Below are 19118 nucleotides of genomic sequence, written 5' to 3'. Positions count from 1 at the left end.
AAAAAGAATAATTAGCTTTGTGTAACTACTTTGCTTCCTTTTTTATTTTTACTATAAATCTCACCTTTTGCTGAAATATCTCTATCAACTAGCTCTATCACTGCCATTGGAGCGCAATCACCCTTTCGAGTACCAAATTTTATTATTCTAGAATATCCACCTTTACGGTCTTGATAACGATTAGCTAGAACGCTTAATAATTTATCAACTACTAACTTACTATTATGAAGACGTGAAAGCAAAAGCCTTCTACCATGTAAAGAATCGTTATTCTTAGCAATTGTAATAAACTTTTCCACATATGGACGAAGTGCTTTAGCCTTTGGTAAAGTAGTTACAATCTGCTCATGATTAATTAACGAGATAGATAGATTCTTTAACATTGATAACCTATGCTCGGTACAACGAGACAGTTTATTTTTCTTTATTCCATGTTTCATATACTACCTAATCCTCATCAGTATGTTGTTTAGCCAGTTCATCTATATCCTTAGGCGGCCAATTTGGTATATTCATACCCAAAGACAAACCTGAATTATTTAAAATTGCCTTGATTTCATTCAAAGACTTTCGGCCAAAATTAGCAGTTCTTAACATTTCAACTTCCGTCTTTTGCACAAGATCACCTATATAAGTGATATTTTCATTTTTCAGACAGTTATGAGATCTAACAGATAATTCCATTTCATCTACTTTACGCAATAGAACAGGATCATAGCCCAAATCTTTAGCACCACTAGACAAAGAAACCTGCGATTTCTTATAACTAATATCAGAACTAATAAAAGGCTGAAGTTGCTCCTGTAATATTCTTGCAGCATAGTCAACAGCTTGACTTGGAGAGATTGTACCATCAGTTTCAATTGACAATATCAGCTTATCTTTATCAGTAACTTGACCAACACGACTATTCTCTACTCTATACGAAACCCTCTCAACAGGACTATATAAAGCATTAACTGGAATAAAACCAATTAAATCTTGTTCATTCATAGACTTTAAAAATTCATTTTCTTTATATTTATTTACAGAAAGATAACCTTTTCCACTAGCAACATATATAGTAATGTTAAGCTCCACATCTTGACCTAGTGTACATATCACCAAATCTTTATTAACAATAGAGCATTGGTCATCAGTTTCTATCATTCCAGCTAATACTTGACAAGGCCCTTTAGCGCTCAAATTTAAGCACCTATTAGACGTGTTATTTAGCTTACATCTCAACATGCCCATATTTAATGCTATATCAGTTATGTCTTCCCTAACTCCTTGGATCGAAGTAAATTCATGATTCACGCCTTCAATTTTTATTCCATAAACAGCACTACCGCGAAGAGAAGACAACATTACACGCCTTAATGCATGACCCAACGTTAAAGCAAAACCACTTTCCAAAGGTTCTAGAACTATATCACTTTTTTTACTTGAATCACCTGATATTACCTTAATCGCATTAGGCTTAGTTAATCTATCTAAATTTCCACAGAAAGAAATACTATCACTATAATACATACAAAAACCTTCCAAATATCCTATACTCTTCTTTTTTTCCTTAATCTACACCCATTATGAGGTATCGCCGTTTTATCTGCAATTGAAGTGACAGTCAATCCACAATTCCGAAGTGCTTTAACTGCAGCTTCTGCACCAAAACCAGGACCACGAATTATTACAGAAACAACCTTCATACCAAATCTCTCTATTACTTTCTTCGCAGCAGAATCGGCAACCTTACCTGCAGCATAAGGTGTGGATTTTCTCGAACCAGAAAAACCACATGCACCAACAGAAGTCTGGTAAAGCGTACTACCACAAACATCAGTCACATTTACAAAAGTATTATTAAAAGTTGCACGAATATGGACAATACCAGTAATAAACCTTTTTGTATTCTTACCAACCGTTTTAACTTTTTTCATAAAAACTCACGATAATAACAAATTTTATTTTTTCCCAGCAACAGGCAATTTAGATCTGCCTTTACGAGTTTTAGCATTAGTATGGGTTCTTTGTCCCCTCACAGGCAAACCTTTTCTATGCCTTAATCCTCTATAGCAACCGATTTCCATTAAAGATTTTATATCCATAGCCACTTTTTTTCTGAGCTCACCCTCTATGACATATCTTTGCCTAATAAAACTACTAATTTTCTCTATATCTTCATCTTGTAATTCTGAAACACGCTTACGCTCATCAATTTTACAGCTACGACAAATTATATTCGCAGTAGTAATACCTATACCATGTATATAAGTTAATGCAAAAGGAATACACTTCTTCACTGGAACATTTATGCCTGCAATACGTGCCACTGATACCTCGATACTTTATTAATAATAACTCTTAATTTATACCATAAAACAACTTATAGTCAAATCAAATTACAAGAAATTTTACTTTCAATCTCTTGCATTACTCTATCAACACTCAAATTAGCGTTAATTGTTAACAACTTGCCCTTATAATACTCGCGCAAACCCTTCATCTGAAAATGATATTCTCTTATCCTCTTATTAATTGCAAGCATATTAGCATCATCAATTCTCTTCTCCAATCTCGTACTTTTACATTTAGCACAAGTAGTATTTTTAAAAGAAGATATACTATATATACTTTTACAATCCAAACAAGTAAGACGATCTTTTAATCTATCAATTGCAATATTATCGTCAAGCTGCAACTCAATTACAAGATCAACATCCCTATTGCATCTTTTTTGCAAAACTTGAGTTAAAAAATGAGCTTGATTTAAATTTCTTGGAAAACCATCTAACAAAAAATCACCATCTATTAATGCAAGCTGGTCACACAATAATTTACATATAACTTCATCTTGAATTAAATTACCAGATTCAACAGTATCCTTTATTTCTTTACCTAATTTACTCCCACTAGATATAATATTCCTTAATAAATCTCCTACTGAAACTAATTTAAAATTATACTTTGCTATTAACAAACTGGACTGAGTACCCTTACCAGAGCCAGGAGGACCAAAAATTGTAATAATCACTTTAGTCTCCTTGTTTTAGACTCATATTTCTTTATCCAACTATCGTACCTATTTGAAAAAACATAAGATTGTACTTGCATAATAGTATCAGTAATAACGTTAACTATAATCAGCAAGCTCGTCCCACCAAAAATAAATGGTATATCATAATGATACCTCATAATTTCAGGTATAGTACATATTACCACCAAATACGCAGACCCAATAAATGTTAATTTAAAAACTATATCTTGAAGATAATCAGAAGTATGTTTTCCAGGCCCTCTACCAGGAATAAAACCACCATTTTTCCTAAGAAAATCAGCATTTTCCTCTGGATTAAATATAAAATTGGTATAGAAAAAATTAAAAAGTACTATGAGTATTAAGTAAGTTATAATGTACATCACTTTATTTGCCATAAAGTAGTTTAAAATAAAATCAGCAATGGCATGACCTTTATAGAAATTTGCAATTGAAATAGGCGTTAATAAAATTGCGTTAGCAAAAATAGTTGGTATTACACCAGATAAATTGATCTTCAATGGAATGTAAGTAAAATCATCATTATGTAATTTTTTAAACTGTTTTTTGGGATATTGAACAATTACCTTTCTATAAGAAGATTCTGTAAAAATGACTAAAAGGAGCAGTAAAAAAAACAATGCTATAACAAAAAGGGTAATGAAAAACGACATACTACCATTTTTATTTAATGTTAGCAGAGATGATAAAGCATTATGTAATTCAGATGTTATGCCAGTAAAAATGATTAATGAGATACCATTGCCTATACCGCTCACACTGATCCGCTCACCAAGCCATATTAAAAATATAGTTCCACCTAAAAGGCTAAAGACACCTATAGTACGAAACATAATACCAGGTTCAACTACAACTAATACCCCTTCTCTATTCATTCTTTCTAACCCTATTAAGATCGTAATTGATTGAAAGATACAAAACATTATAGTCATATAGCGTATATAAGAGTTCATCTTTCGACGTCCTAACTCTCCGTCATTTTTAATTTCATTGATTCCTTTAACGGCAGAAGACAATAATTGCATAACTATGGATGCAACTACGTATGGCATAACGTTTAACGCCAAGATCGTCATTCTAGCTAAAGCGCCACCAGAAAATAAATTAAATACTCCAAAAATACCAGAACTCTCTTTTGGAAATATATCATTGATTATATCAAGATTAATTCCAGGAATAGGAACATAAGTGCCTAAACGATAACAAACTAAAGCCATCAGCGTAAAAAATATGCGCTTTAGTAAATCAGTTTTATATAATAACGTAGAACCCAAACTATCAAATGCAAATTTACTGTTCATAATTCATGATAGTATTTCTACACTACCACCAACTGAAGCTACAGATCTTTTTGCAGCTTCTGATGCAAAATCAACATGAAACACAAATTTCTCGCTTAATTTACCCTTATTAAGAAGTTTGATTTTACTTTTTACAGATCTGATAAAACCTAATTTATGCAGTAGCTCCTTATCTATTATAGAATCCTTGACTATTTTTTTAGCTTCCATTAAGCACTGTACATCACCAACATTAAATATAGAGTATAAGTTTTTGCGTATAGGCTTAAAACCTCTTTTAGGTAAACGAGTATATATAGACTGCTGTCCACCTTCAAAACCATTTATAGAAACGCCACTTCTCGCTTTCTGCCCTTTATGCCCCCTACCGGATGTTTTACCTTTACCACAACCAATACCTCTACCTAATAATTTAGGCTTCTTTTTCTTAGATAATTTGGTAAATACAGAATTTAATTTTACAGCATCATTCATACTTTACCTATTTCCAACTATCTCACTAATCTTTTTACCCCTCTTACCTGCCACTTGGCGAGGAGATAACATAACATCAAAAGCCTTAAATACTGCACATATAATATTATGAGGATCATTTGATCTAGTAGACTTAGCTACCACATCCTTTATACCTAATACCTCAAAAACCGACCTCATTGCTCCACCAGCAATAATACCTGTTCCAGTTCTTGCAGCTCTTAAAACTATCTCACCAGAACAAAATTTAGCTTTAATATCATGATGTAAAGTTCTACCTTCACGTAAGTACACCCTAATCATCGACTTCTTTGCAGCATTTACAGCTTTCACTCTTGCTTCAGCAACCTCTGCGTGTTTACCTATTCCACATCCTACCCTACCCTTACCATCACCAACAACAACCAAAGTTGAAAATGAAAATCTTCTACCACCTTTAGTAACCGTTGTTACCCTTCGGACTGAAACCAAAAGTTCTGATAAATCATTATTATTTTGTAAATTCTTTACAGCCATACTTCAAACCTTCTAAAATTCAAATCCAGAGCTTCTTAAAGCTTCAGCAAATTGAGAAATCAATCCTGTATACTTATATGCCCCCCGATCAAAGACGAACCGCTGCTCCAATTTTGTACTAGGCAGACGCTCAATCACTAAAGAAGAAACCTGTTTTATAGTTTCAGCATTGACCCTACCTTTACATACATTCCTAATTTTATCATCCAAAGTAGAAGCAGAAGCTAGGGTTGTTCCTTTTGCATCGTTAATCAACTGAACGTAAAAATGTTTATTAGACTTAAATATGGATATACGTAAACGCCCAGCGCTCTTATCGAGCTTCGCTCTATTACGAAGTTTCCTTTTTTCATAGCTACTTAAAAAATTATACAATCTTTTCATTTTAATTACTTCTTTTTATTTACAACCTTACGCAGCATAAATTTGCCTTTTATTACAATACCCTTACCTTTATAAGGATCATATTTTCTAATTTTGCATATATCAGAAGCCACCATATAGACTTTTTGCTTATCCATACCGCGAATCACTAAATGAGTTGGCTTTATACACTTAATCTCAACGTCTTTAGGCACTTTATACTTAATATTATGACTATAACCAAGATATAAAGTCAAATACTTATCATCACATTCTGCTTTATACCCTACACCATTAATCTCAAGATCAACAGAAAAATCATTAACCATACCGTTAATCATGTTATTAATATTACTTCTATAAGTGCCCCATATAGATTTTATTTTATCATAATCATCCCTGCCTTGATCAACAGAAAGTAACAATTGATTATCAACTATCTGACACAGAATGCCACTACACAAGTTCAGCTCTTTTTCTGCCCTAACACTTCTTATTAATACCCTACCATCATTATATTCAACTGAAAGATCAGCAGGAATATTGATAGGTGCGGCACCTATACGAGACATACATTTCTCCTATCATTTAAAATACACGACACAAAACTTCTCCACCAACTTTTAATCTACGTGCATTATAATCGGTCATCACTCCTTTCGGCGTAGATATAATAAAAATTCCAAGACCATTATATGCTTTAGAAATGTCCTTACACTTAGAATAATAACGACAACCGGGCTTTGATACCCTAGCTATATCATTAATCACAGGTGATTTATCATAATACTTCAACTGCACAACAAGCGAAGGGACACTATCACTCTCTTGCTTTTTATAATTAAGAATATACCCTTCCTCTTTTAAGATCTTCAATATAGAAGAATTCACTTTCGAGAATAGGACTCTTGTTTCCCTATGCATTGCCAATTGAGCATTACGTATTCTTGTTAAAAAATCACCAATACTATCAGATAACGACACTATTACACTCCCTATATCACATTTACCAACTAGATTTTGTAACCCCTGGAACTTGTCCAAAAGAACACAAATCACGTAAAACAATCCTACATAAACCAAATTTTCTATATACCCCTCTCGGCCTACCAGTTAAAGCGCATCTATTCCTAATTCTGATTTTAGAAGAATCTCTAGGCAATTTTTTAATCAGCTTACTTTGAGCTGCAAATCTTTTTACAATAGATAAATCCTTATTATTCATTATAGATTTTAATTCTTCCCTTCTCTCCCTATACTGATCGCATAACTTTATTCTACGAAGATTCTTCTGTATCATGGATTTTTTTGCCATATATATTTTCTCTCAATTATCAAAAAAAGGGAATTTAAGAGCCAGTAATAATTCCTTTGCTTCCTTATCACTAACTGCACTTGTTACAATATTAATATCCATACCTCTAATTTTACTTATTTTATCATAGTCTATTTCTAAAAATGATATATGCTCCTTGATACCAAAGGAAAAATTACCATGACCATCAAATTGCTTCACACTAAACCCTCTAAAATCTTTTTCCCTTGGCAAAGCAATATATATTAATCTTTCTAAGAATTCATACATTTTATTTCTACGCAAAGTCACTTTACAACCTACAGTTGCACCTTTCCTAATTTTGAAACCAGAAATAGATTTTTTTGCAAAGGTTAACACAGGCTTTTGCCCAGCAATCAAATGTAGATTATCAAGTGGCTCATTTATCGCTTTATTGTCCGTAGCAGCATCTCCAACACCCATATTGATACACACCTTGACAAGTTTAGGCACTTGCATTACATTGCCGTAATTAAACTTATCCTTTAAGGATTTTACTATATTATCTTTATACAATTGTTTAAACATATCAACCTAATCTATCACTTCTCCAGAAACTTTTGCAAAACGCACTTTTCTACCATCCATAATCTTAAATCCTACTTTAGTTGGAGTTTTACACTTAGGATCCAATATTGCAACATTGGATACATCAATAGCTAACTCTTTATTCAATATACCACCACCACTACCAGCTCTTGGTTTAGTATGTCTCTTACACACATTTACTCCAGAAACAACTACTTTCTTTTTAGCATCACGTATTATAACTTTGATTACCTTACCAATTTTTCTCTTATCTTTACCAGTTAAAACTATAATATCATCACCACTTTTTATTTTAGCACTCATTATAAAACCTCATCAGCTAATGACATTATTTTCATAAAAGAACCAGATAATAACTTTTTTACTGGACCAAACACCCGAGTGCCAAGTGGTTCACCTTGATCATTAATTAAAACCACAGCATTGCTAGAGAAACGAATTACAGAACCATCAGATTTCTTAACACCATTTTTTACTCTAACAACAACTGCTTTATATACTTTTCCTTTTTCAACTTTACCTTTTGGGTTAATAGACTTAGTAGATATAATAACCGTATCACCTACAGATGCAGATTTCCTACCACCTAACAAGCCAATACAAAGGACTGCACGCGCACCAGAATTATCAGCTACTTCTAACAATGTATTTTTTTGAATCATATAAATACCTATTCCTTTTTAGCTATTGATAACAACCCATTTTTTAGTAACAGAAATAGGCCTATGTTCCTGTATTAAAACCCTATCTCCCTTTTTGCAACTATTATTCTCATCATGTGCTGTACACTTCTTGTATTTTTTAATAACTTTTTTATACAGCCTATCCTTATACACTTGTAACACCGAAACCTTTACAGTCTTATCAGATTCAGCATTAGTTACGACACCACAAAAAACCTTCTTAGGCATTTTTTCCCTCTCTCTTTCTTCTATTTAATACAGTTAGACTACGAGCTATGCTCTTTCTTATTAAGCTAAAACGCGAAAAATTGTTGCACTGGCCCAGCTTTTTTTGAAAAGCCAAATTAACAAATTCTTTCCTCAAATTCACAAGAAGTTCATGTAATCCTTGTGAAGATTCTGATTCAAATTTAACTATATCCATTGCAACTCCATTCAATTATGATTAGATATAAATTTACACTTCATAGGAAGCTTAGCAGTCGCTTTTTCAAGCGCCAATCTTGCTAAATGCATGGGAACATCACTACTAATTTCAAACAAAACCCTACCGGGCTTAGCTTTAAATACCCAAAATTCAACACTACCTTTCCCTTTACCCATACGTACATCTGCTGGCTTTTTACTAACCGGGGTATCAGGAAAAATTCTTATCCACACTTTACCAGAGCGTTTTAACGTTCTAGATATTACGCGCCTTGCAGTTTCAATATGTTTAGACTGAACCTTACCTACTTCCATAGCTTTTAATCCATAATCTCCAAAAGACAGCGTGCTACCACCCTTAGCATTACCCTTGATTCTCCCCTTAAATACCTTTTTATATTTACTCTTTTTGGGAACAAACATTTCAATATACCTTAACTACCAACATAAACCCAAACTTTAACTCCTATAATACCACATATAGTCTTCGCTTCACAAAAAGCATAATCTATATTAGCACGCAAAGTGTGTAAAGGCAAACGACCTTCTTTGTACCATTCAGTACGAGCTATTTCAGCTCCGCCAAGACGCCCAGAGCAACTTACTTTAATACCCTCAGCACCCATCTTCAAACAATTTTGAATAGCTTTTTTCATCGCCCTTCTACATGAAATCCTTTTTTCTAGCTGATGTGTAATACTTCTTGATATTAAAACTGCATCTATTTCAGACTTTTTAACTCCTACTACATTCACTTCGACACTACTTTCTACTTTTTTAGCTATTTTTTGCTTTATCTTCTCAACATCTAAACCTTTCTTACCTATTATAACTCCAGGCTTAGAAGAATGTATTATTACAGACACTAAATTAACTGTACGCTCTACAATTACTTTAGAAATACCAGCATGCTTAAAGGATTCATTTATATAACTGCGAATAAATAGATCGTGATGCAATCTCTGCTTATAATCGTCTGTAGCACACCAAACAGAATCCCAGGTATTACTATTTACTTGTAATCTAAATACTTTAGGATTAACCTTCTGTCCCATATTTTTACACTTTCCTTATTAACTTTCCATTTCTATAAATCATACAATTTCTTTCAATTTTATAGTAATATTACTATAAAATTTACTCATTCTATTAGCCCTACCCATAGCTTTTGGATATACTCTACGCAAAGTAAGGGACTTACCTATTAAAATTTCCTTTATATATAAATTATCAATGTTCAATCCATAATTATTTTGAGCATTAGAAATTGCAGAATTCAACACTTTCATTATAAAACCAGCAGCTTTTTTTTCACAAAATCTTAATTGTACATTAGCAAAAGAAACTTTTTTATTACGTACTAAATCAGCAACCAAATTCAATTTGCGAGGAGTCGATCTTAAAACCCTAGAACCAGCCTCAACTATTATATCCCTATTTTTCATATAAATTACCTATCTTCTTGTTGCCTTTTTATCACCACCGTGCCCAGTAAATTTACGAGTAGGTGAAAATTCACCAAATTTATGACCTATCATATTCTGATTATCAACACTAACAGGAATGTAATCTTTACCATTATAAACAGCAAACTTTAAACCCAAACAATTAGGAAGAATTACAGAAGCCCTGGAATGAATTTTTATCACCTTATTAATAGAACCCTCTTTTAAAGTTCTCTGAACTAATCTTAGTACAGATGGGTGTAAAAAAGGTGGTTTCCATACAGATCTACTCATAAATTAACCTTTCAATTTTTTTATATACTTATCACTAGATTTATTTTTTTTCCTAGTTTTCTTTCCTTTTGTTGCAACACCCCAAGGAGTAACAGGATGACGACCACCAGAAGTTTTTCCCTCTCCACCTCCATGAGGATGGTCAACCGGATTCATTGCAACTCCACGTACAGTAGGTCTAATCCCAAGCCACCTACTTCTCCCAGCTTTACCCAACTTTCTATTCTTATGGTCAGGGTTAGATACTACACCAATAGTAGCCTTGCAAGAAGATAAAATCAACCTAATTTGACCAGACCTGAGTCGTAATAAAACATATTGGCCATCACGACCAACGATTTGTGCATAACAACCAGCAGCCCTAGCAATCGCAGCACCATTACCTGGCTTCAGCTCAACATTATGAACGAAAGAACCAACAGGTATATGCTTGAGTAGTAAACAATTCCCTGGTAAAATATCAGCATCATCTCCAGCTGTCACAACATCACCAGGCTTCATACCTTGAGGAGCTAATATATAAGATTTAGTATCATCTTCCTTATATGATACTAATGCTAAAAACCCACTTCTATTTGGATCATACTCTATTTTCTCAACTATACCCTGATCACTTCTATTACGTTTAAAATCTATAACTCTATACTTCTTCTTGTGACCACCACCCCTGTGACGAGTTGTAATTCTACCATGATTATTTCTTCCACCACTGGATTTCTTACCAAATACAAGAGACTTCTCCGGCTTATCTTTTGATAAACCAATTTTACTTATTAATATAGTCCCACGAGAAGACGGAGTAACAGGATTAAAAAGTTTCATACCCATATTAAACGCTCATTATATCTAATTTTTGACCATCTACCAAAGAAAAATAAACCTTTTTTCTCTGTTTTTTACAACCAACCACACCCCTGAAACGTCTATATTTAGGTTTAACTCTAATAACATTTATAGAAGAAATTCTGACATTAAATAAAGACTCTATTGCCGATTTTATTTGACGCTTATTTACATTTACAAAAACATACAAAGAGTATTTATTAAACTTCTCTCTTAAAAGAGAAGCCTTTTCTGTGATTACAGGAGATTTTATTATATTATCATATTTAATCATAACAATCTACCTTCAAGATGCTTTAAAGTGTCTTTTGTTAACATCACGCATTCATGATTCAATATATCAAAAACATTTAACCCAATAGGTTTGATTAAATCTACATAATGCAAATTTTTAGCAGCACGTAACAAATCATCTCCATAATCACCAACTATTAAAAAAGAAGAAAATTTAAAATTTTTAATATATTCACACATTTTAGATGTTTTCTTCACATCAACATTTAAACTATCAAGAACAATAACTTGATTATTTAAATATTTTAGAGATAAAGCAATTTTCAAACCAAATTTACGTACCTTTTTATTAAGAGAATAAGCATGACTCCTCACAACAGGACCAAAAATAATTCCACCACCTCTAAACTGAGGAGATCGCAAGCTCCCCTGTCTCGCCCTACCGGTACGTTTTTGACCATACGGCTTAGCTGTTGTACCAAAAACATCACTGATACCCTTTGTTTTATGAGCACCAACTCTTCTCTTTGCTAATTGCCATCTCACTATATCATGCAAAATACTCAATTTTTGCTTGGCAGAAAATATCAAGGGATTAAGCTCAACACTACCTACATTATTATTAGATAGATCAACTAACTCACATTCCATAACTAACTCACCAAATTATTAGCATCATCACTCATATTCAACAGCAGACCTACTGGAAAAGGAACATCTTTATGTAAAGGCTTTTTAACTGCATCTCTCACAAAAACATAAGAGTTTTTAAACCCAGGAACATTATTACCCTTTACAGCAATTATGCTATTTTCATAATCAATGGATAATATTTTCATATTCTGTACAGTTACTCTGCTATTACCTAAATGACCAGCCATTTTCTTCCCCTTGAATACTCTACCAGGATCTTGACATTGACCAGTAGAACCTTGTGATCTATGAGCAATAGAAACACCATGAGATGCCCTAAGCCCACTGAAGTTATGCCGCTTCATCACACCAGCAAACCCTTTGCCTAAAGAATAACCCGTAATGTCAAGATATTGACCAACTACAAAATGATTAACCCCCACCTTTTTACCACACTCTATTCCGAATAGATCAGTTAATCTACTTTCGTATAATTTACATTTACTATTTATACCCTTTTTCTTTAAATATTCCAACTGAGGTTTTGCTATTTTTTTTAAATCTCCCGTGCCCAAAATGACTGAATTGTAGCCACATTTATCTTGTCCTTTTATATCGATAACATAAGTTTCGCTGAGATGCAATAAGGTTACAGCCATGCGACTATTATCAAAATACATAGCAGTATGGCCAACATTCGTCATTAACAAACCAATTCTCCTAAGCGAATTTATTCTCTTCATTTCCTTTTCCTAAATATTAACTTCCTTAACCTTTAAATCCACTTCTACACCAGCAGAAAAAGATAAATCTGCAAGCATCTTCATCATAGTAGAAGTAGGATTATGCACAATAATTAACCGCTTAGAAATTCTCATTTCAAATTGCTCACGAGATTTTTTATCAACATGAGGAGACCTATTAACAGTAAATTTAGAATCTTTTCTTGGCAACGCAATCGGACCAGATAAATCTGCATTAAACTGCTTTAATTGATCAATAAACTCGCGAATACACTTTTCCAATAAAGAACAATCGAAAGCTTTGATTCTAATATATATATCTTGCTTCATCTTAGTTATTATACTCATTCTAAAATTTCCGAAACAACGCCAGAACCAACAGTTCTACCACCTTCTCTTATCGCAAAACGCAATCCTTTATCCATTGCTATTGGTACTTGCAACTCCACTTCTATACTTACATTGTCCCCTGGCATTACCATCTCCTTTCCATCTAGCAATTTTATGCTCCCAGTTACATCCGTTGTCCTTAAATAAAACTGTGGCTGATAATTTCCAAAAAATGGTGTATGCCTTCCTCCTTCTTCTTTCTTCAATATATACACCTCCGCATTAAATTTCTTATGCGGGGTTATTGTCCCTGGTTTTGCCAATACTTGCCCTCTCTCCACTTCTTCTCTCTTTGTTCCTCTTAGTAGTATTCCTACATTGAGTCCTGCACTTCCCTTATCTAGCAACTTCTTAAACATCTCAACACCAGTACATATCGTCTTTTGCGTCGCTTTCAGACCTATTATCTCTATCTCATCCCCTGTCTTTATCTCCCCCTTCTCTATTCTTCCTGTTACTACCGTCCCTCGGCCCGATATTGAAAATACATCTTCTATTGGCAACAAAAACGGCAAATCTATAGGCCTTGGAGGTACTGCCACATACTCATCTAACTTCTCCATCAATTTATCTATTGATTTCTTTCCATACTCACTACTATCATCCTCTAATGCTTTTAACGCAGACCCAACTATCATAGGCACTTCATCACCTGGAAATCCATACTTACTCAGCAGCTCTCTCACTTCCATTTCTACCAAATCTATCATATCAACATCAGCAACATCAGCTTTATTTATATATACCACGATATATCCAACACCCACCTGTTTTGCCAGCAATATATGCTCTCTCGTTTGTGGCATCGGCCCATCAACCCCTGACACTACCAATATCGCTGCATCCATCTGTGCTGCACCTACTATCATATTCTTTACATAATCAGCATGTCCAGGGCAATCAACGTGTGCATAGTGTCTCTTTTCTGTTTGATACTCAACATGCGCTGTCGCTATTGTTATCCCTCTCTTTCTTTCTTCTGGCGCTTTATCTATTTGATCATATGCTACAAAATTACCATAATGCTTTGTTATCGCCGCTGTTAACGTTGTCTTCCCATGATCCACATGTCCTATCGTTCCCACGTTTACATGCGGCTTTCCAAATGCTTCTACTATCGCTGTCATAATTTTAACTCTTCTACCTAAAATACAAATACATCAATAAATAATATGTTGATTTTATATAAATACAACAAAAAAAAGAGCGGATAGTGGGAATCGAACCCACGTCACTAGCTTGGAAGGCTAGAGCTCTACCATTGAGCTATACCCGCACAATGGAGGAGGTAGGATTCGAACCTACGTACGCAATGCGGACAGATTTACAGTCTGTTACCTTTAACCACTCGGTCACTCCTCCACAAAAATCTGTTAAGAGAACACTACCTTAACTTAAGTTTTATTACTCCTAATATTAAACATCCAAATCCAAAAGATCAAGTAATAAAAGCTAATCTAACTGATTTCAGTTAGATTTTACTTTTATATAACAAAATATTGTCAATAAAACGCCCAAATAAATAATGTGAATCATGTGTACCTGGCGCTTCTTCTGGATGGTATTGAGTAGAAAAGACTGGGTAATCCTTTATCATTATCCCCTCTACACTATTATCAAATAGAGAAATATGAGTAACTTCAACGTTACTTGGAAGAGAAGCTGAATCAACAACAAAACCATGATTTTGGCTAGTTATCTCAACTTTTTTACTCTCCAGATCATAAACTGGATGATTACTCCCTCGATGACCAATATCCATCTTGACAGTCTTTGATCCCAAAGTAACTGCAAGTAATTGATGGCCCAGGCATATACCAAAAACTGGTATTTTAGATTTCACAATAATTTCTATTTCTGAAATTACACTCTCTCCTATCTCTTGTGGATCACCAGGGCCATTTGAAAGCACTATACCATCTGGATTCATGCTTAATATTTTGTGAGCAAAACCTGTATCTGGTTTGACTAATTCAACCGTACAATCAAGTTCTACTAAGCGTGAGATTATACTATTTTTTACACCGAAATCAACAATTACAACCCTATATTTTGCATTAAGAGCGCTTTGAAAGTTATTACTTAAACTGACTTTCTTAGTTATTTCTATTCCATTTACAGATTTGTATTTCTTCAATTCATCTAATATATGTGCCTCACTTGACGGACATATCATTCCATTTTGAGATCCATGTTTTCTCAAATATCTCGTCAAAGCTCTAGTATCAATTCCCGATATCCCAACTACATTATTTTTCTCCAACCAATCATTTAAACTAATATATGAAGAAGAGTGAGACATAGGAGAAAGTTCACGCATAATCACACCACTTGCAAAAACTTTTTCTCCTTCATTATCTTTGTGATTTATTCCAACATTACCAATATGAGGAAAAGTGAACGCTATTATTTGATCAGCAAAAGAAGGATCGGTTATAGTATGTTGATACCCGGTCATACCAGTGGTAAAACAAACCTCACCTATACATTTACCTTTTTTACCTATCGATTTTCCCAAAAAGCACTTGCCATCTTGTAAAACTAAAGCTGCATTCTGCATTTAACTCTCTCTTAAACTCATTTAATATTATATAAGAATTTTAAATAACATGCCAAAACTCAATCGCAAGCTTCTCCACACAAAAACATCTTGACTATCGCATGTTTCATATTATATGAATAAACTGTTAATAAAAGTGGAGGGTTGCAATGCCTAATAATACAGATCAGTCTAAAAAAATAAATGAGAAATGGTTATTTATAGGAGGTGCTTCACTGTTTCTTGTAATAATGCTACCATCAATTTTTCTCTTAGCAAAAATGGCTATGATGTTTGTTATAATCTCAACTACAGCAATAGCAATAAAAATTGCCTCAAAAGCAATATCAAACGTTTTAGAGGATAAAGAGAATCAATCAACACAAAATAAAATTATAAACCTAGCTATTGGAGCAGTGTCCATACTTGCAGGTGGGATATCATTACTTATTACAGCAAAAGTTGGTTTCATCGCAATATGTTCAACTACAGCTATTTTAGCTCTGTATGAATATATTAAAGATGAAAAAATAGGTAAGGATATAAATGATAAATTCGATGAAATAGCTAACAACACGGCTGAGTTTTGTGTAGACAGCATTGAAAAACTTATTCTATCACAAAGCCAAGGAGTGTGATCTTTTATTTATAAATAATTAAATTTGAGATACATGGCTAACGTACAAAAACTGAAACCAGTACTTCCTTTCTTGTCATCCTAGTAATGGCTTCCGTCATCAAAAATGTTGTATTACTTTTATACTCGCAAATCTAACTGGATTTCAGTACTGGAATGACAACAAAGAGGCTACCTAAATGACATATTCAATCTCTATACAGATGTACGTCATGTTCATAAAATTACGATAAAAAATTACTTGACAAGTTCTGATAGTCTTTTTACTATTCGTAATGAAGGTGCTCTAGAGCTTGGAATCTATCTTCGTCTGCAGGCTTTTCAATTCAATTAATCTATAATCTTCAGTTAAAATATATTTTAGCTATACTTCGGTCGTAGCTGTATACATTTTTCTGAATCTTTTTTTATTAACAGAAGGATCATTATGTTTAAAATTCTGAATTACGCATATCATTAACCTGCATGTCTTTAAGGGACAGATGGTACCTATGTCCTTTTTATATTATATTTTATAGCAATATCATGTATTACTTTACGCCCCAGTCTTTTTCAAATATTGCGAGCCCTTGATCAGTAAGTGGATGATTAATTAGCTGTCTAAGTATTTTTGCTGGCACGGTAATTGAATGAGCACCAAGTCGTGCAGCTTCTATTACATGCGCTGGACTTCTTACTGATGCAACAAGAACTTTTGTCTTAAAATTATAATTAGAATATATAGTGCATATATCTTCTATTAGCGATAAGCCATCATAGCTTATATCATCAAGGCGACCAACAAAGGGAGAAATAAAACAAGCACCGGCCTTAGCGGCAAACAGTGCTTGCCCAGGAGAAAAACATAATGTGATGTTAGCAGGTATTTTATGTTCTGTCCACAACTTTTTACAAGAAATTAATCCTTCATGTGTAAGGGGCAACTTTACTACGATATTACTAGCAATTTTCGCTAACTTAAGGCCTTCTTTAATCATCTCTTCATGGCTATCTGCAACAACTTCAACACTAACAGGCCCTTTTATAATAGAGCATATTTCACTTACTAAATCTTCGTATTTGTCCTTATGCCCAGACTTTGCTATTAAAGAAGGATTAGTTGTTATTCCATCAATGAACTCTTTTAGCTCCTTAATTTCATTTAAATCAACACTATCAAGAAAAATTTCCATATTATTATCCTGTTCAAAACCTATTTTTACAAAATATTGTCATCTTTGGAAAGTGTTAAATAAAATCGGATTTTTAACTCAACTCAATTCTAAGTCTGTTAGGAAAGAAAATATTGAATTGAGACACAGTATACCTCTGGTAATAAACATGAATTGGTTGCATTTTATTAACATAATTAGCATAACCAATTTCTGAAGTTTACTAGCTTTACGTCCAATAGAAATTCTTGCATAGCCTAAAACTTAGTGCTACTATTAGTATAGTAACATAAATAGGTAGTGAGGAACAATAAACAAAACGACTAAGGTCGAGTTTAACGCTCGCAATTAAATTCAATTAAAAAGGTTAGTATAAAAGGAGTTTTGATAGCTTAATCACTCCTAAAGTAAATATATTATCAGAACAATAGTAACAGGGAGTATACTATGTCAACAAATTTCCCGACATTGAAAAACATATTAGCAGAGCTGAAAAGAAAAAATAGCATTACTGTTTTAGAAGAACATTGTCAGGAAAAATGGGAGGTTTATGACTTGCTCATGGATTTAACAAATGATGAAAATTTTAAGCAAGCATATATAGATCTATCTTTCAACAAGAGCTTTAAAAAAAACTTTATAGGATTAGCAAATCAGGCAAAAAAAGCTGTGAGTAAGTATTTTAGAGACAAAGACATAGACCTTCGAGCTTTTTATGTAGAAACTAACAATTCTGATAAAGTGTTAAACATTAATCTTATTAATTACAATAGAAGTGAGCCAATAAGAATCAGTGATATCTTACAGCAAGAAAGGGATATTAGCACATTGAATATTTATTGCAATAAAAAGCATGACATATACGCTTATCGAAAAGATAAGGAAAGACATTATGAATTTAAAGAGGGTGCATATTATGAAATGACAAGCACTTGGCCTGTGCAGGACAAGGATGGGAAAACTTTTACCTGTACTATGGTTATGAATGTAAGTAGTGCTGGTATAACTGAAGTACTAAAGTTTAATGGTAAAGATTTTGAATCTTCATCTAAGGAGTTTTTGGAATTAATAAGACAAAATGAAGAATTATATATTCAAGGTCTCTCTCTACATGACGCTGTCAAAGCATTATTGGAGAAGAATAAAGATGCTCCAGCTGTTATTAATCTGCAAAATAATGAACATATCGTAATCAATAAAGACGAAAAGATGAAAGATCTTGAAAATGATGCTAAAAGCAATCCTATTCTTTCTTTCACTAGCAACAATGTATCAGAGGTTAATCCACAGCAGATTGCAACTCAGGCAATTGCAACTCAAACAGAAGTTAATTCACAGCACACTGAAACTCAGATAGAGGTTGCTGTGCAGCACGTTGAAACTCAAGCGGAAATTAGCTCTCAAGAAACTGAAACTCAAACAAAGGTTAATTTACAAGAGGCTACAATTCAGACAGAAATTGCTGTGCAACACATTGAAACTCAAACAGAAATTGCCTCTCAACAGGCTGGAGCTCAGAAC

Annotated in this window: 30 protein-coding genes, 2 tRNA genes and 1 pseudogene; 2 read left to right on the top strand and 31 right to left on the bottom strand. The window is 33.4% G+C overall.

Annotated features, from left to right (window positions below):
• Positions 1 to 11: 11 nt before the first annotated feature.
• From rplQ to carA, 30 genes are all read right to left on the bottom strand, one after another.
• Complete coding sequence (gene rplQ / locus JR312_RS00370; protein WP_010404731.1) at positions 12 to 440, bottom strand: 50S ribosomal protein L17; 429 nt, start codon at positions 438 to 440, stop codon at positions 12 to 14.
• A 7-nt stretch (positions 441 to 447) separates the two neighbouring features.
• On the bottom strand, positions 448 to 1515 hold the full coding sequence (locus JR312_RS00365; protein WP_416647443.1) for a DNA-directed RNA polymerase subunit alpha: 1068 nt from the start codon (positions 1513 to 1515) through the stop codon (positions 448 to 450).
• 20 nt (positions 1516 to 1535) lie between these two features.
• Positions 1536 to 1922, bottom strand: a complete 387-nt coding sequence (gene rpsK / locus JR312_RS00360; RefSeq protein ID WP_416647442.1) for a 30S ribosomal protein S11 — start codon at positions 1920 to 1922, stop codon at positions 1536 to 1538.
• Between the two features lie 24 nt (positions 1923 to 1946).
• Positions 1947 to 2315, bottom strand: a complete 369-nt coding sequence (gene rpsM / locus JR312_RS00355; protein ID WP_416647441.1) for a 30S ribosomal protein S13 — start codon at positions 2313 to 2315, stop codon at positions 1947 to 1949.
• A gap of 59 nt (positions 2316 to 2374) precedes the next feature.
• The gene (locus JR312_RS00350; RefSeq protein WP_264330572.1) at positions 2375 to 3016 is read right to left on the bottom strand and encodes an adenylate kinase family protein; all 642 of its coding nucleotides are present in this window, start codon (positions 3014 to 3016) and stop codon (positions 2375 to 2377) included.
• A complete protein-coding gene (secY, locus tag JR312_RS00345; protein WP_416647440.1) occupies positions 3013 to 4341 on the bottom strand; it encodes a preprotein translocase subunit SecY in 1329 nt (442 codons plus the stop codon). The genes JR312_RS00350 and secY overlap by 4 nt, the downstream gene beginning before the upstream one ends.
• A 3-nt stretch (positions 4342 to 4344) precedes the next feature.
• Entirely contained in the window at positions 4345 to 4815 is a 471-nt protein-coding gene (gene rplO, locus JR312_RS00340) for a 50S ribosomal protein L15 (RefSeq protein ID WP_006012263.1), read from the bottom strand.
• A 3-nt stretch (positions 4816 to 4818) separates the two neighbouring features.
• Positions 4819 to 5331 carry a 30S ribosomal protein S5 gene (gene rpsE / locus JR312_RS00335; protein ID WP_010404712.1) on the bottom strand — a complete coding sequence of 171 codons (513 nt, stop codon included), beginning with the start codon at positions 5329 to 5331 and terminating at the stop codon, positions 4819 to 4821.
• Between the two features lie 12 nt (positions 5332 to 5343).
• A complete protein-coding gene (rplR, locus tag JR312_RS00330) occupies positions 5344 to 5715 on the bottom strand; it encodes a 50S ribosomal protein L18 (protein ID WP_264330574.1) in 372 nt (123 codons plus the stop codon).
• A 5-nt stretch (positions 5716 to 5720) separates the two neighbouring features.
• Positions 5721 to 6266 (bottom strand): 50S ribosomal protein L6, encoded by a 546-nt coding sequence (gene rplF / locus JR312_RS00325; protein WP_010404706.1) that lies wholly within the window; start codon positions 6264 to 6266, stop codon positions 5721 to 5723.
• 16 nt (positions 6267 to 6282) lie between these two features.
• Positions 6283 to 6678: a 30S ribosomal protein S8 gene (gene rpsH / locus JR312_RS00320; protein WP_006012252.1), complete on the bottom strand. Its 396-nt coding sequence runs from the start codon at positions 6676 to 6678 to the stop codon at positions 6283 to 6285.
• Positions 6679 to 6700: 22 nt separating this feature from the next.
• On the bottom strand, positions 6701 to 7009 hold the full coding sequence (rpsN, locus tag JR312_RS00315; protein ID WP_264330575.1) for a 30S ribosomal protein S14: 309 nt from the start codon (positions 7007 to 7009) through the stop codon (positions 6701 to 6703).
• Positions 7010 to 7021: 12 nt separating this feature from the next.
• The gene (gene rplE / locus JR312_RS00310; RefSeq protein ID WP_416647439.1) at positions 7022 to 7558 is read right to left on the bottom strand and encodes a 50S ribosomal protein L5; all 537 of its coding nucleotides are present in this window, start codon (positions 7556 to 7558) and stop codon (positions 7022 to 7024) included.
• A gap of 6 nt (positions 7559 to 7564) precedes the next feature.
• The gene (gene rplX / locus JR312_RS00305; RefSeq protein WP_416647438.1) at positions 7565 to 7882 is read right to left on the bottom strand and encodes a 50S ribosomal protein L24; all 318 of its coding nucleotides are present in this window, start codon (positions 7880 to 7882) and stop codon (positions 7565 to 7567) included.
• Entirely contained in the window at positions 7882 to 8241 is a 360-nt protein-coding gene (gene rplN, locus JR312_RS00300; RefSeq protein ID WP_416647437.1) for a 50S ribosomal protein L14, read from the bottom strand. Before rplN ends, rplX begins: the two co-directional genes overlap by 1 nt.
• Positions 8242 to 8259: 18 nt before the next feature.
• Entirely contained in the window at positions 8260 to 8490 is a 231-nt protein-coding gene (gene rpsQ, locus JR312_RS00295) for a 30S ribosomal protein S17 (RefSeq protein ID WP_416647436.1), read from the bottom strand.
• Positions 8483 to 8686 (bottom strand): 50S ribosomal protein L29, encoded by a 204-nt coding sequence (gene rpmC, locus JR312_RS00290; protein ID WP_007302540.1) that lies wholly within the window; start codon positions 8684 to 8686, stop codon positions 8483 to 8485. Before rpmC ends, rpsQ begins: the two co-directional genes overlap by 8 nt.
• An 11-nt stretch (positions 8687 to 8697) precedes the next feature.
• Positions 8698 to 9111 carry a 50S ribosomal protein L16 gene (gene rplP, locus JR312_RS00285; RefSeq protein ID WP_006012233.1) on the bottom strand — a complete coding sequence of 138 codons (414 nt, stop codon included), beginning with the start codon at positions 9109 to 9111 and terminating at the stop codon, positions 8698 to 8700.
• A gap of 11 nt (positions 9112 to 9122) precedes the next feature.
• Positions 9123 to 9743 carry a 30S ribosomal protein S3 gene (gene rpsC, locus JR312_RS00280; RefSeq protein WP_096560631.1) on the bottom strand — a complete coding sequence of 207 codons (621 nt, stop codon included), beginning with the start codon at positions 9741 to 9743 and terminating at the stop codon, positions 9123 to 9125.
• A 39-nt stretch (positions 9744 to 9782) separates the two neighbouring features.
• Complete coding sequence (gene rplV / locus JR312_RS00275) at positions 9783 to 10133, bottom strand: 50S ribosomal protein L22 (RefSeq protein ID WP_006012227.1); 351 nt, start codon at positions 10131 to 10133, stop codon at positions 9783 to 9785.
• A gap of 9 nt (positions 10134 to 10142) precedes the next feature.
• Positions 10143 to 10427: a 30S ribosomal protein S19 gene (gene rpsS / locus JR312_RS00270; RefSeq protein WP_017532489.1), complete on the bottom strand. Its 285-nt coding sequence runs from the start codon at positions 10425 to 10427 to the stop codon at positions 10143 to 10145.
• A 3-nt stretch (positions 10428 to 10430) separates the two neighbouring features.
• The gene (gene rplB / locus JR312_RS00265) at positions 10431 to 11255 is read right to left on the bottom strand and encodes a 50S ribosomal protein L2 (protein ID WP_341813609.1); all 825 of its coding nucleotides are present in this window, start codon (positions 11253 to 11255) and stop codon (positions 10431 to 10433) included.
• Between the two features lies 1 nt (position 11256).
• A complete protein-coding gene (locus JR312_RS00260; protein WP_416647435.1) occupies positions 11257 to 11544 on the bottom strand; it encodes a 50S ribosomal protein L23 in 288 nt (95 codons plus the stop codon).
• Positions 11541 to 12155, bottom strand: coding sequence for a 50S ribosomal protein L4 (gene rplD / locus JR312_RS00255; protein WP_416647434.1), 615 nt, complete (start codon positions 12153 to 12155; stop codon positions 11541 to 11543). Before rplD ends, JR312_RS00260 begins: the two co-directional genes overlap by 4 nt.
• Positions 12156 to 12157: 2 nt before the next feature.
• Complete coding sequence (gene rplC, locus JR312_RS00250) at positions 12158 to 12880, bottom strand: 50S ribosomal protein L3 (protein ID WP_416647433.1); 723 nt, start codon at positions 12878 to 12880, stop codon at positions 12158 to 12160.
• A gap of 9 nt (positions 12881 to 12889) precedes the next feature.
• Complete coding sequence (rpsJ, locus tag JR312_RS00245) at positions 12890 to 13210, bottom strand: 30S ribosomal protein S10 (RefSeq protein ID WP_012482004.1); 321 nt, start codon at positions 13208 to 13210, stop codon at positions 12890 to 12892.
• Between the two features lie 14 nt (positions 13211 to 13224).
• The gene (gene tuf, locus JR312_RS00240; RefSeq protein ID WP_416647432.1) at positions 13225 to 14397 is read right to left on the bottom strand and encodes an elongation factor Tu; all 1173 of its coding nucleotides are present in this window, start codon (positions 14395 to 14397) and stop codon (positions 13225 to 13227) included.
• Positions 14398 to 14475: 78 nt separating this feature from the next.
• Positions 14476 to 14546 (bottom strand) — tRNA-Gly (locus tag JR312_RS00235).
• 4 nt (positions 14547 to 14550) lie between these two features.
• Positions 14551 to 14632: transfer RNA gene (locus JR312_RS00230), tRNA-Tyr, on the bottom strand.
• 109 nt (positions 14633 to 14741) lie between these two features.
• Positions 14742 to 15830: a glutamine-hydrolyzing carbamoyl-phosphate synthase small subunit gene (gene carA / locus JR312_RS00225; RefSeq protein WP_416647431.1), complete on the bottom strand. Its 1089-nt coding sequence runs from the start codon at positions 15828 to 15830 to the stop codon at positions 14742 to 14744.
• A 149-nt stretch (positions 15831 to 15979) separates the two neighbouring features.
• Here carA and JR312_RS00220 point away from each other — a divergent pair, with 149 nt between their 5' ends.
• Positions 15980 to 16447 carry a hypothetical protein gene (locus tag JR312_RS00220; protein ID WP_416647430.1) on the top strand — a complete coding sequence of 156 codons (468 nt, stop codon included), beginning with the start codon at positions 15980 to 15982 and terminating at the stop codon, positions 16445 to 16447.
• 529 nt (positions 16448 to 16976) lie between these two features.
• On the opposite strand, the gene fsa is transcribed toward JR312_RS00220, so the two are convergent.
• A complete protein-coding gene (fsa, locus tag JR312_RS00215) occupies positions 16977 to 17618 on the bottom strand; it encodes a fructose-6-phosphate aldolase (protein ID WP_264330582.1) in 642 nt (213 codons plus the stop codon).
• Between the two features lie 426 nt (positions 17619 to 18044).
• Here fsa and JR312_RS00210 point away from each other — a divergent pair.
• Positions 18045 to 19118: pseudogene (locus JR312_RS00210) on the top strand (hypothetical protein); the annotation flags it as partial.

The sequence above is a fragment of the Wolbachia endosymbiont of Nasonia giraulti genome, assembly GCF_048054155.1.
GTDB classification, from domain to species: Bacteria; Pseudomonadota; Alphaproteobacteria; order Rickettsiales; family Anaplasmataceae; genus Wolbachia; species Wolbachia pipientis_C.
Note: the sequence above shows the minus strand (reverse complement) of the source record. Positions and strands in the feature narration are given on the sequence as shown.

What these genes read in the sequence shown, in the direction of transcription:
- rplB (WP_341813609.1), bottom strand. Translation starts at nt 11,255, where the DNA reads ATGGGTATGAAACTTTTTAATCCTGTTACTCCGTCTTCTCGTGGGACT.
- rpsQ (WP_416647436.1), bottom strand. Translation starts at nt 8,490, where the DNA reads ATGCCTAAGAAGGTTTTTTGTGGTGTCGTAACTAATGCTGAATCTGAT.
- rpsK (WP_416647442.1), bottom strand. Translation starts at nt 1,922, where the DNA reads ATGAAAAAAGTTAAAACGGTTGGTAAGAATACAAAAAGGTTTATTACT.
- rplC (WP_416647433.1), bottom strand. Translation starts at nt 12,880, where the DNA reads ATGAAGAGAATAAATTCGCTTAGGAGAATTGGTTTGTTAATGACGAAT.
- rplR (WP_264330574.1), bottom strand. Translation starts at nt 5,715, where the DNA reads ATGAAAAGATTGTATAATTTTTTAAGTAGCTATGAAAAAAGGAAACTT.
- secY (WP_416647440.1), bottom strand. Translation starts at nt 4,341, where the DNA reads ATGAACAGTAAATTTGCATTTGATAGTTTGGGTTCTACGTTATTATAT.
- JR312_RS00260 (WP_416647435.1), bottom strand. Translation starts at nt 11,544, where the DNA reads ATGATTAAATATGATAATATAATAAAATCTCCTGTAATCACAGAAAAG.
- rplD (WP_416647434.1), bottom strand. Translation starts at nt 12,155, where the DNA reads ATGGAATGTGAGTTAGTTGATCTATCTAATAATAATGTAGGTAGTGTT.
- rpsJ (WP_012482004.1), bottom strand. Translation starts at nt 13,210, where the DNA reads ATGAAGCAAGATATATATATTAGAATCAAAGCTTTCGATTGTTCTTTA.
- JR312_RS00365 (WP_416647443.1), bottom strand. Translation starts at nt 1,515, where the DNA reads ATGTATTATAGTGATAGTATTTCTTTCTGTGGAAATTTAGATAGATTA.
- fsa (WP_264330582.1), bottom strand. Translation starts at nt 17,618, where the DNA reads ATGGAAATTTTTCTTGATAGTGTTGATTTAAATGAAATTAAGGAGCTA.
- rpsC (WP_096560631.1), bottom strand. Translation starts at nt 9,743, where the DNA reads ATGGGACAGAAGGTTAATCCTAAAGTATTTAGATTACAAGTAAATAGT.
- rplQ (WP_010404731.1), bottom strand. Translation starts at nt 440, where the DNA reads ATGAAACATGGAATAAAGAAAAATAAACTGTCTCGTTGTACCGAGCAT.
- rplF (WP_010404706.1), bottom strand. Translation starts at nt 6,266, where the DNA reads ATGTCTCGTATAGGTGCCGCACCTATCAATATTCCTGCTGATCTTTCA.
- carA (WP_416647431.1), bottom strand. Translation starts at nt 15,830, where the DNA reads ATGCAGAATGCAGCTTTAGTTTTACAAGATGGCAAGTGCTTTTTGGGA.
- rpsS (WP_017532489.1), bottom strand. Translation starts at nt 10,427, where the DNA reads ATGAGTAGATCTGTATGGAAACCACCTTTTTTACACCCATCTGTACTA.
- rplP (WP_006012233.1), bottom strand. Translation starts at nt 9,111, where the DNA reads ATGTTTGTTCCCAAAAAGAGTAAATATAAAAAGGTATTTAAGGGGAGA.
- tuf (WP_416647432.1), bottom strand. Translation starts at nt 14,397, where the DNA reads ATGACAGCGATAGTAGAAGCATTTGGAAAGCCGCATGTAAACGTGGGA.
- rplX (WP_416647438.1), bottom strand. Translation starts at nt 7,882, where the DNA reads ATGAGTGCTAAAATAAAAAGTGGTGATGATATTATAGTTTTAACTGGT.
- rplE (WP_416647439.1), bottom strand. Translation starts at nt 7,558, where the DNA reads ATGTTTAAACAATTGTATAAAGATAATATAGTAAAATCCTTAAAGGAT.
- rpmC (WP_007302540.1), bottom strand. Translation starts at nt 8,686, where the DNA reads ATGGATATAGTTAAATTTGAATCAGAATCTTCACAAGGATTACATGAA.
- rplO (WP_006012263.1), bottom strand. Translation starts at nt 4,815, where the DNA reads ATGAATGATGCTGTAAAATTAAATTCTGTATTTACCAAATTATCTAAG.
- rpsN (WP_264330575.1), bottom strand. Translation starts at nt 7,009, where the DNA reads ATGGCAAAAAAATCCATGATACAGAAGAATCTTCGTAGAATAAAGTTA.
- rplV (WP_006012227.1), bottom strand. Translation starts at nt 10,133, where the DNA reads ATGAAAAATAGGGATATAATAGTTGAGGCTGGTTCTAGGGTTTTAAGA.
- rpsE (WP_010404712.1), bottom strand. Translation starts at nt 5,331, where the DNA reads ATGGCTGTAAAGAATTTACAAAATAATAATGATTTATCAGAACTTTTG.
- JR312_RS00220 (WP_416647430.1), top strand. Translation starts at nt 15,980, where the DNA reads ATGCCTAATAATACAGATCAGTCTAAAAAAATAAATGAGAAATGGTTA.
- rplN (WP_416647437.1), bottom strand. Translation starts at nt 8,241, where the DNA reads ATGATTCAAAAAAATACATTGTTAGAAGTAGCTGATAATTCTGGTGCG.